Genomic DNA, 11,885 nt, shown 5'->3' with positions numbered 1-11,885 from the left:
ATGAATGTAAGACAATAGAGAAAAATCGAGAATATTTCATATTTTGCTATGTAGAGTTTGCAAATAATAGAAATAAACACTATCTTTGCAAGGCAAACAAGATAGAACGTAATGGAGGCTTTCTTTCGTACTCATAAATATTTGGTAGAGCATACGACAGCACCGGTGCATCGCACGCTCATGGATGAGATAGATTGGAGTGACCGTATGATAGGTATCAAAGGAACGAGAGGCGTAGGAAAGACCACGTTCTTGTTGCAATACGCCAAAGCATACTTTGGCATTGAAGACCGGCAGTGCCTCTATGTGAATATGAATAACTTCTATTTCCAAGGGCGCGGTATAGCTGACTTTGCAGGCGAGTTTTGCAAACACGGCGGAAAAGTGTTGCTGATAGACCAAGTTTTCAAACAACCGAACTGGAGCAAAGAGCTAAGACAGTGTTATGACCTTTACCCCGAACTGAAGATAGTATTTACAGGGTCGAGCGTAATGAGACTTAAAGACGAGAATCCCGAACTGAATGGTATCGTGAAGAGTTATAACTTGAGAGGACTGTCGTTTAGAGAATACCTGAACCTACGAACAGGACACAGCTTCCACTCCTATACGTTGGACGAGATATTGACCCATCACGAGCACATCAGTAAAGAGATATTGTCGCGAGTAAGTCCCGTCATGCACTTCAGAGACTATATACACCACGGGTTTTATCCTATCTTTCTGGAGCATCGCAACTTCTCGGAGAATCTGTTGAAGACGATGAACATGATGACGGAAGTAGACATCCTGCTTATCAAACAGATAGAATTGAAATACCTGACGAAGATAAAAAAACTGTTCTACCTTTTGGCCGTAGACGGTCCGAAAGCACCGAACATCAGCAATTTGGCGGATGAGATACAGACGAGTCGTGCTACCGTAATGAACTATATCAAGTATCTGGCGGATGCAAGACTTATCAACATTATCTATCCGGTGGGGCAGGAATTTCCCAAAAAGCCGTCGAAGGTGATGATGCACAACTCGAATCTGATGTATGCCATTTATCCTATTAAGGTAGATGAACAGGATGTGATGGAGACGTTTTTCGTGAATGCGCTATGGAAAGACCACCATGTAAACCAAGGTACTAAAAATAATTGCTATACGGTAGACGGGGAACGACGCTTCAGAATATGCGACGCGGAGAGTACGACGAGGATAAGGTATAATCCGGATATTACATATGTCCGCTACAACACAGAGGTGGGGAAAGAAAATAAGATACCGTTGTGGTTGCTGGGATTTCTCTATTGATCAACAGACAGGACATAAGAACAAGCCAACGAAACAAAAACAGACTATATAATATATATTTACACGAACAAAGTTTATTAATTTATTTCTATTTAGGATATGAAAGAAAAAAAGTTTATCACTTGTGACGGTAATCAGGCAGCCGCACATATCAGCTACATGTTTAGCGAAGTAGCTGCCATTTACCCTATTACTCCGTCGTCGCCGATGGCGGAACACGTGGACGAATGGGCTGCACGGGGACAGAAAAACCTTTGGGGACAAACGGTGATGGTACAGGAAATGCAATCGGAAGGCGGCGCAGCCGGTGCCGTGCACGGTTCTCTGCAAGCCGGTGCACTCACAACCACCTTTACTGCCTCGCAAGGACTGTTGCTGATGATACCCAACATGTATAAGATTGCCGGCGAATTGCTGCCCTGTGTTTTCCATGTGTCTGCACGTACATTGGCCAGCCATGCACTGTGTATCTTCGGAGACCATCAGGATGTGATGTCTGCACGTCAGACAGGATTCGCCATGCTCTGCGAAGGCTCTGTACAAGAGGTGATGGACCTTTCGGCCGTTGCTCACCTTGCAACACTGAAGACTTCGGTACCGTTTATGAACTTCTTCGACGGTTTCCGTACATCTCATGAGTACCAGAAGATAGAATGCTTGACGCAAGACGACATCCGCCCGCTGGTGGACGAGTCGGACATTAAGCGATTCCGCGACCGTGCACTGTCTCCCGAACGACCCACAACACGCGGAACAGCCGAAAACCCCGAAACATTTTTCACCCATCGCGAAGCCTGCAATGAATACTACGACAGGATTCCGGAGATAGTGGAAGACTATTTAGGCAAGATAAGCAAGATTACAGGCAGGGAATACCACCTCTTCTCGTATTACGGAGCAGAGGATGCCGACCGTATGATTATTCTTATGGGTTCGGCAACGGAGGCTGCCCGCGAGGCCATCGACTACCTGAACGGTAAGGGAGAGAAAGTGGGTATGATTTCCGTGCATCTCTACCGTCCGTTCTCCGTGAAGCACTTGTTGGCTTCGGTTCCGAAGACCGTGAAGCGCATTGCTGTACTCGACCGAACAAAAGAACCCGGTGCAGAGGGCGAGCCGTTGTATTTAGACGTGAAATCGGCCTATTACGACGTGGAAGACCGGCCGCTTATCGTGGGCGGACGTTACGGATTGGGCTCTAATGACACAACGCCGATGCATATTATCTCCGTGTTCGACAACTTAAAGCTAACCATGCCGAAGAACCACTTTACTGTGGGTATCGTCGATGACGTGACGTTTACGTCGTTGCCCCTGCTCGAAGAGCTGCCCTTGGGTAGTGCCGGCACTTTTGAAGCTAAGTTCTATGGCCTTGGAGCCGATGGCACAGTGGGTGCCAACAAGAACTCGGTAAAGATTATCGGCGACAATACCGACAAGCATTGCCAGGCTTATTTCTCTTACGACTCGAAGAAGTCTGGCGGTTTCACTTGCTCGCATCTTCGTTTCGGCGATTCTCCGATTCGGTCTACCTATCTGGTGAAGACACCGAACTTCGTGGCCTGCCACGTTCAGGCCTATCTGCATATGTATGACGTGACGCGTGGTTTGCAGCAGAACGGCACATTCCTGCTCAATACCATTTTCGACGGAGAAGAACTGATCAACTTTATTCCGAAGAAAGTAAAGCGTCTCTTTGCCAAGAACAATATCACCGTTTATTATATCAACGCGACCAAGATTGCGCAGGAGATAGGCCTTGGCAACCGAACCAACACTATTCTGCAGTCGGCTTTCTTCCGCATCACGAAAGTAATACCTGTGGATTTGGCCGTAGAACAGATGAAAGCATTCATCGTGAAGTCCTATGGAAACAAAGGACAGGATGTGATAGACAAGAACTATCAGGCAGTTGACCGCGGCGACCAATACCACCAATTGACAATAGATCCGGCTTGGGCTGATTTGGAAGACGATGCCGAGGTGGCTGACGATACTCCCGCATTCGTTCGCGAACTTGTTCGGCCTATCAATGCGCAGGCCGGCGACTTGCTGAAGGTTTCCGACTTCGTGAAGTACGGCACCGTAGACGGCACATGGCAGACAGGTACTGCTGCCTATGAGAAGCGCGGCGTCGAGGCTTTCGCTCCCGAATGGATGGCCGACAACTGCATTCAGTGCAACAAATGTTCTTACGTTTGTCCGCACGCTTGTATACGCCCCTTCGTGCTCGATGAAGAAGAGTACGGCAAGTTCAAAGGCGAGACGCTCGAAATGAAAGCACCCAAGCAGCTCAAAGGCATGCATTTCCGCATTCAGGTGAGCGTGATGGACTGCGTTGGCTGCGGCAACTGCGCCGATGTATGTCCGGGCAACAAGAATGGAAAGGCGCTCGAAATGAAACCCTTTGCCGGCTACAACGAAGAGGCCGATCGTTGGGATTACCTCATCAAGAATGTGAAGAGCAAGCAAGACTTGGTAGACATCAATGCCAACCCCAAGAACACGCAGTTTGCTACGCCGCTCTTTCAGTTCTCAGGAGCTTGTTCCGGCTGTGGCGAGACACCCTACGTGAAGCTCATCTCCCAGCTCTTCGGTGACCGCGAGATGATTTCCAACGCTACGGGCTGTTCCTCCATTTATTCAGCCTCCATCCCTTCCACGCCTTATTGCACGAATGAAGAGGGGCACGGTCCCGCATTCGACAACTCCCTCTTTGAGGACTTCTGCGAATTTGGCATGGGTATGGCCATCGGAAACAAGAAGATGCGTGAGCGCATCGAGAAGCTGTTGAACGACCTGATGGCAGAAAGCAACACACCAGAAGATTTCAAACAGGCTGCACAGAAATGGATAGACGCAAAAGATAACGCAGAGGAAAGCAAGCAGGCCGCACGCGAGCTCAAACCGCTCATCGCTGCCGGCGCTGAGAAAGGCTGCCCCGTTTGCGCCGAGCTCAAGACCCTCGACCATTATCTCGTGAAGCGTTCGCAGTGGATTATCGGTGGCGACGGCGCTTCCTACGACATAGGCTACGGCGGTCTCGACCACGTTATCGCCAGCGGAGAAGACGTAAACATCCTCGTGCTCGATACCGAGGTTTATTCCAACACCGGCGGACAAAGTTCCAAATCCACGCCGCTCGGTGCCATCGCACAATTCGCCGCACAGGGCAAACGCATCCGTAAAAAAGATTTGGGACTGATGGCCACGACCTACGGTTATGTGTACGTGGCACAGATAGCCATGGGCGCTGACAACAACCAGACGCTGAAAGCCATCCGCGAGGCCGAAGCCTACCCCGGCCCATCGCTCGTTATCGCCTATTCTCCCTGTATCAACCACGGGTTGAAAGTGAAAGGCGGTATGGGCAAGAGCCAGGCCGAGCAAAGCAAAGCCGTGGAATGTGGTTATTGGCACCTGTGGCGCTACAACCCCGCATTGGCCGATGAGGGCAAAAATCCCTTCATACTCGATTCCAAAGCACCGGATTGGTCTAAGTTCCAAGACTTCTTGCTTGGCGAGGTGCGCTACCTCTCTGTCAAGAAAGCATTCCCCAACGAGGCGCAAGAAATATTCGACGCAGCCGAGCAGATGGCCAAGTTGCGTTATAAGAGTTATGTGAGAAAGTCGAAAGAAGACTGGAGTACAGAAGAAGAACTGCGAGCGTAAGCTCATGGTTTATTTGCCAAATTGGGCGGAGGAGGTCTCGTGATGAAACCTCCTCCGTTGTTTTTTATACCCGCTTCACCATGAATCTCCGTTGCTGATGCTCTCACCCTTTTACCCCGTGCGACCTTTCGTTTTTAAGGTTTCGTAACAAATCTGTTAAATCTTGGCCGAAAAAGATGCGGTTGTCGGCCAAACTTTCTGCGCACCAAGTTTAAACTTTCTGCGCAGAAAGTTTGAACGAGATGCGCACCAAATTTTTCGTCCCTACAACAGATTCATTATCAATCAGTTACAAAGGCGTATTTTCTTGCCCTTTTTCGCCCTCTTTTTTAACACTTCCGCATGGTTCGTTTGCACTTCTGTGCCTCTGTCGAACCTCCTTTCCGAAGAGAATTCTTTATTCGGAGCCTTAGCCTATTTGTATTTAAATGCGGCGTACCTCTTGCAAGGAAAAGCCGTAAATCACGATAAATTTCATTCTTATCATTTTTTTTGTACCTTTGCATCCATTATTGAATCAAGTTTAACCTATCAATGATGAAACATTTGATAAAGATTTTCTCTCTGACGGGGCTGGTGCTGATATGCCCCTTCACTATGCTTACGGCCTCGGCCGATGACGAAGACGACGTGGAAATCAGCGAAGCCACCGACGAGTATGTATTTTCTATGAAAGACGGTCACCCCATCGTAAAAAACAAAGAGACGGTAGAATACCGCGCACTCACCGACCGGCCGGTGACCATCTATCCGGGCGCACTCTACGGCGAGTTTATTTCGCTCGACAACTCCTACGGGAAAGGACGCGCCCAATACCGCATTGTGACACCGGAAAACGTGTTTTACGACGACACGAAAGTGTGTTATTACAGCGTTTATCTGGCACGGAAGAACAAGACGGAGGAGGTGCGTTTCCAGCGCACGTTCAAGGATGTACGTTACTTTACGCGCGTGATGCTGGCCGAGCCTTACCGCGTGCGGCGCAAGACGGTCGTTTTCCGCATCCCGCAAACGATGTCGCGCTTCCGTCTGCATGAGCGAAACTTCACGCCCCACATCCAAATATCGCGGCGTGCAGAAGGCTCCGACTCTGTGTTTACCTACACGATAACCGACCTCGACCGCACCCATTCCGACGCTTCCCAACCCACCTCGGAGCGCATCTATCCCCATATCCTCATCACGGGGTCGTTCGACGACTACAAAGACATGTACAGATGGTCGAACTCGCTGACCCGATGCGACCGCAGCATCCCCGAACAGGACGCCATTCTGAAAGAAATCAATGCGGGATGCAAGACCGACCTCGACCGCATACGCGCCACTTATGAATGGGTGCAGAAGAACATCCGCTATGTGGCATTCGAGGCCGGCATCACCGGCCATCAGCCCGACCGTCCGGCAGAAGTGGTGCGGAAACGCTACGGCGATTGCAAAGGCATGTCGTTGTTGTTGGCCACGCTGCTGCAGGCACAACACTTCGATGCACGGTTGGTGGATATCGGCACCGACGACGTGGCGTTCAACATGAGCGACATCCCTACCCTCGCAGCCACCAACCACATGATTTGCGCCCTCTTCCATGGCGGGAAAACCTATTGGCTCGACGCCACGTGCAGATACATCCCCGTGGGCTATGTGCCCGGCGCCATACAAGGCCGGCAGGCCGTGGTGGAAGACGGAGAGAACTGCAAACTGATGACATTGCCCACACTCGATGCCCATACCTCGACCGACAGTCTGACTTATCACTACCGCTTAGCACCGGCCGGCAACGGCGAGTTCATGCTCAAAGGCACTGTCACCGACGCATGGTGCGGCGACATGAAAGAATGGTATATGCGCACACACGAGAAAGCAGAGACCAAAGATAAGGCGGTGATGTTGGCCAACACGATGAACAACGACGACCACACGCTGAACATCACCCATGCCCGATGGACTTGCGACGACCGCAAGACACGCTGGGCATCGGCCGAGGCTGAGGTGGAGAACCGCGTCAGCGTGCAACAGTTGGACGGCGATGTGTACATCGAGATGAATCCCCACAACGAACTATTCTCCAATCGCATTGACACCACTCGCCGAGTAAACGACTACATGCTGCCCGTGCGCTGCAATATCATCCGCGAAGTAACCCTCACCGTACCCGCCAGCTACAAGGTGCAGTGCCCGAAGAATTTCCGGCTGCAACTGCCACAGGGCATCTTCAGTTGCACTTTCACACACAAGAACGGAAAGATAACATTCCGTCGCGTGATGCAGATTACCGACAGGCTCATACCACGGAGCAAGATGGTCGCATGGAACGATGCCCTACACCGCTGGAACGATGCCTGCAATGAACAGATTATACTGACCAAGAAATAAAGAAAAATATGAAAAAGGTTTTATGTCGTATCGCATGGGCGATACTGTTGTTGTTTGCTGCCGTGGAGCATACATCGGCCGACAGCAAGAAAGACTACAAGGAGTTTGCCGATGCTACCCGCAAACGTATCTGGGCAATGGATATGCCCCAGTTCAAGAAACATGACTGTCCGGCAAAGTACAAAACCGAATCGGCCATCATTTTGGCCAACTACCGAGACGTAGAGATGGTACGCTCGGCAAAGTTCAGTTGGGGAACGCTGATGCGTCAAGGCCAATCGTTCAAACTGCGGAAACTCTATTGCAACGACCTCCATCGCGTACTCATCTATATCAACGATGACGTAGCGTTAAAACGATTTTCAGAGTTCGACTACCGTACCACGACAACCGGCTACAGCAACAACGGATGGCGCGAGAAGGGGAAAGTGGTGCTCGGTGTGCGTATCGTCAAACCCGACGGTACCATCAAGGAAATCAGCACCGACGACTATGTGTCGGCCACCGAAGGAAAGAAAGACAAACAGGAACGACAGAAGCTGGCCGTGCCCGGATTGGAAGTGGGCGATGCTATTGATGTGTTTGTCTACGAAAGCGACGAGTTCGCAGAACACAACTACGACCCGTTCTTTTTCAAGTTCAAAGAAGACTATCCCGTATTGTGGAATCGTCTGCACTGCGATATCGACAAAGACTTTACCGTGTTGTATCGCTCCCTGAACGGTGCACCGAAAGTAACGGAATCGACCGATAAAGAAGGTAACTACGTGCTCGATGCAGAGATGTTGAATCAAGAGAAATGCACACCTTCGCTCTGGTATGATGAAACACTGCAAACCCCGGGTATCCTATTGGCAGCTATCTGCAAGGTGGAAGGCGAACAGCGCCCTGACTGTGCGAAGAAGAAAGGAATTACGGCCAATCCCGACCCGAAGCTCATTCAAAGAGATGTATGGAGGCTTATCGGCATCCGTTATCCCGTCTATAAATATGGCGACTTCCCCGAGCTGAAGAAACTCGCTAAGCAAGCCAAAAAGGATATACCCGACGAGACAAAGCGCGCAGACTATATCTACGACCTCGTGTATTTCTATCATCTGAAGTACTGGTTCAACTACTACCGCGACACACGTGTCGCCCTGCAATACTACACCCTGCTGAAAGATGCCGGCATTCCTGCCGTGTTTGGTATCACGACCGACGACAACGAGGCCGACGTCGATAAACTCACCTACTGGCTCCATACACGTTGGTTCGTGAAACTCCGCAACAGCGAGAAATACTACTTTGGTTACGGCCCCGTTTCTGTCGTGCCCGGTGAGATTCCCTCCGAGTTCCAAGGTAAAAAGGCTATCCTGAGTATTGACGAGAAAAAGCCCTTTGAAGACGGGAAATACCAAACCATCACCCTGCCCGTGAGCAAAGCATCAGACAACCGCGACGTGGCCGACATCCGCGTAACCCTCAATGGAACAGAGGTGACCATCGACCGCACAGAGTCACAATCGGGTGCATTGAAAGAACTCTGGCAGACCGACCTCTGCACACCCGACAACCTGTTTGACTCCTACAAGCAACGCATGAAGGAAGACAAAGACTTGGCTACCACCTTGGGTAAGCGCGCCACGAGGTCGAGAGAGGCATCGCTCAAGGAAGTGCGCAAGCAACAGATAGACGACTTCAAGAAAGAAATCAAATACTATCAGGGTGAAGATGCCAAAGAGTTGCTCTCCTATAAGATTGTAACCATCGGCAACAGCCCCGACAGTGCCGCATTCGTCTACAATATGCGCTATACGCTCGATGGTTTGGTGAAAAAAGCTGGCAGCAACATCGTGCTCTCCGTGGGCAAACTCATCGGCGACGTACAGAAAATAGAGGGAAACGACCGCAAGCGCGATGCCGATATCAACAGGATGTGCGCCCGACAAACGGAATGGAATATTGCCGTAGACCTGCCCGCAGGTTACAAAGTGTCGGCCGAAGGATTGCAGAAGCTCAATACGAATGTACAGAATGCTGCCGGTGCTTTCATGGCCACAGCTAAGAGCGAAGGGGGCAAACTCCTCCTCCACGTCGTGAAACGCTACGACCACAAAAACGAACCGGTCGCCAATTGGCAGGCATTGCTTGATATCGTAGATGCATGCTACGCCTACACTGCACGGCAAGTGGTGCTGAAAAAATAACTCACCTCATACCGTCCTATCCACACAGAACGCCCGTATAACCACCGTTATAACGGGCGTTCTTTTACCCCTAACCGGTCATAAGAGCCTATACAGAAGCGCTGAGGGGCAAAAGAGTCCGACAATAGATGTCGTTTGCTGCAAGAAAGGTTGCCGACCTTGCCTTGTACAAACCGTATCTGTACATGGTACAAACGCCATCTGTACGCGGTATGAATGCCGACTTATCAATCGTAACTTTACGACCCTTAAAACTTATAATCTCGAACTTTTGAGCATCAAATACCGAGAAACTCTCACAAAAACGGGGGTGAAAAGTGATAAATTCACGCCATTGAAAAACCACGAATTGGAAAGTTTTGGGTATTTCTCCCTCATCCTTTCATAGGACAGATGAGATAAAATCGACAAAGTTTTCTGATGTTCCTTGGATATTTATAAGATTTTAACTACCTTTGCATCAGACAATAAACACGAACAGTACAACATCACAGACGGACAGATATGAAAGGCAGAGTCATCAGATTCTTCACACTCTATGGCCTGTGGGTACTGCTTTTTGCCATACAAAAGCCTTTGTTCATGGCGCTGTACCCCTCTTTTTTTGCTGGAATACCGGTAGCAAACTGGCTCAACGTGGTAGCCCACGGCCTTGTATTAGACCTCTCCATGGCTGCTTATCTCACCGTATTCCCCGGCCTTTTCCTACTGCTGTCTGTCTGGACGGAACGCCCTTGGCTTTATAAGGTCGCAAGAATCTATTTCGGAATAGCAGCCACACTCATTTCTCTCGCCTTTGTAGCCAATCTCGCCCTCTACGAATATTGGGGATTCCCCCTTGATTCCACCCCCCTCTTCTACTTATTTTCTTCGCCAAAAGCCGCCTTTGCCAGTGTAAGTATCGGATATATTCTGCTCGGTGTGGGTGCTTTCGCCCTCTATGCCTACCTCATTTACCGCATCATGAGGGCTTGTTTCAGGCCTATCCGCACAGATTTCAAACGATGGGGTGCCACTTTCATGCTGTTGCTGCTCACAGGTTTGCTGTTTATTCCCATCAGAGGAGGTGTTACCGTAGGCACCAACAACACGGGTAAAGCGTTTTTCAGCGATAACATGAGGCTGAACCATGCTGCTGTAAACCCGCTCTTCAGCTTCTTTGAATCGGTTTCCCATCAGGAGAACTTCGCCGAGCAATACCGCTTCATGCCCGCCGATGAGGCGCAGAAAATATTCCGCGACATGCAAGACCGCAGCATCGCAACTCCCAACATACCCCCCAAACGGCTGTGCTTACTGAATACAACACGCCCCAATGTGGTCATCGTCATCCTTGAAAGTTTCTCCTCAAAGCTCATGGGTGAGTTAGGAGGTCGCACAGATGTGGCGGTCAACCTCGACCGCATAGCGCGCAAAGGCGTACTCTTCACCCGTTTTTATGCCAACAGTTTCCGCACCGACCGCGGTCTGGTAGCCGTTTTGAGCGGGTACCCTGCCCAACCGACTATGAGCATCATGAAGTATCCACACAAGACAGCATCGCTACCGTCAATAGCTCAAAGTCTACGCCGTGTCGGCTACAATACACGCTATTTCTACGGCGGCGACGCAGACTTCACCAACATGCGCTCATATCTCGTGTCTTCAGGTTTCCAAGACATCATCTCAGATACGGATTTTCCCCTCTCTTCGCGTATGAGTAAATGGGGTGTAGCCGACCATCTGGTGTTCCGCCGTCTGCTTGACGACATACGAGCAGACCACACCGATAAACCCATGCTCCGCGTGCTACAGACTTCCAGCAGCCATGAGCCGTTTGATGTGCCCTACAAACGACTGTCCGACATTCGCCTCAATGCTTTCGCCTATACCGATGATTGCGTAGGACGCTTCGTGGCCGAACTGTGCCGATTACCCGCATGGAAGAATACGCTCCTCGTATTGGTGCCCGACCATTTGGGGGCTTATCCTGAAAACATCGACAACCTGTCGCTCGAACGTTTCCAGATACCGCTCATCCTATCGGGGGGTGCCGTGAAAAAGCCCTGCCGCCTCGATGTCATCGGGTCGCAACAAGACATCGCTGCCACCCTACTTGCACAGCTCGGCGTCTCCCACAAAGCCTTCCTCTTCAGTAAGGATATGACCGATGCCTCGTCACCCCATTTCGCATTCTTTACCATTCCCGACGCTTTCGGTCTCGTAACCGACGACAATCAACTCATCTTCGACAACCAATCCGGACGCATCGTAGTAGACAACGGAGCGCACAAAGGCACCAACCTTCGCAAGGGGCAAGCCTATCTGCAAACGCTCTACGACGACATCGCCCACCGATAACAGCAACAACATTTC

At 50.3% G+C, this 11,885-nt stretch carries 5 protein-coding genes; all 5 read left to right on the top strand.

The window, feature by feature from the left end; genetic code table 11:
- Positions 1-111 precede the first annotated feature (111 nt).
- The 5 genes from HMPREF0658_RS05695 (at position 112) to HMPREF0658_RS05670 (ending at position 11,870) form a co-directional block, all read left to right on the top strand.
- Entirely contained in the window at positions 112-1,299 is a 1,188-nt protein-coding gene (locus HMPREF0658_RS05695) for an ATP-binding protein (protein WP_006949272.1), read from the top strand.
- A 99-nt stretch (positions 1,300-1,398) separates the two neighbouring features.
- Positions 1,399-4,971: a pyruvate:ferredoxin (flavodoxin) oxidoreductase gene (gene nifJ, locus HMPREF0658_RS05690; RefSeq protein WP_006949271.1), complete on the top strand. Its 3,573-nt coding sequence runs from the start codon at positions 1,399-1,401 to the stop codon at positions 4,969-4,971.
- 534 nt (positions 4,972-5,505) lie between these two features.
- Positions 5,506-7,341, top strand: coding sequence for a transglutaminase domain-containing protein (locus tag HMPREF0658_RS05680; protein WP_006949270.1), 1,836 nt, complete (start codon positions 5,506-5,508; stop codon positions 7,339-7,341).
- 8 nt (positions 7,342-7,349) lie between these two features.
- Positions 7,350-9,530: a DUF3857 domain-containing protein gene (locus HMPREF0658_RS05675; protein ID WP_006949269.1), complete on the top strand. Its 2,181-nt coding sequence runs from the start codon at positions 7,350-7,352 to the stop codon at positions 9,528-9,530.
- A 504-nt stretch (positions 9,531-10,034) separates the two neighbouring features.
- On the top strand, positions 10,035-11,870 hold the full coding sequence (locus HMPREF0658_RS05670) for an LTA synthase family protein (protein WP_006949268.1): 1,836 nt from the start codon (positions 10,035-10,037) through the stop codon (positions 11,868-11,870).
- The last annotated feature ends 15 nt before the right edge of the window (positions 11,871-11,885 follow it).

This window comes from Hoylesella marshii DSM 16973 = JCM 13450 (assembly GCF_000146675.1).
Classification (GTDB): Bacteria; Bacteroidota; Bacteroidia; order Bacteroidales; family Bacteroidaceae; genus Prevotella; species Prevotella marshii.
This window is presented reverse-complemented; position numbering and strand designations above follow the sequence as displayed.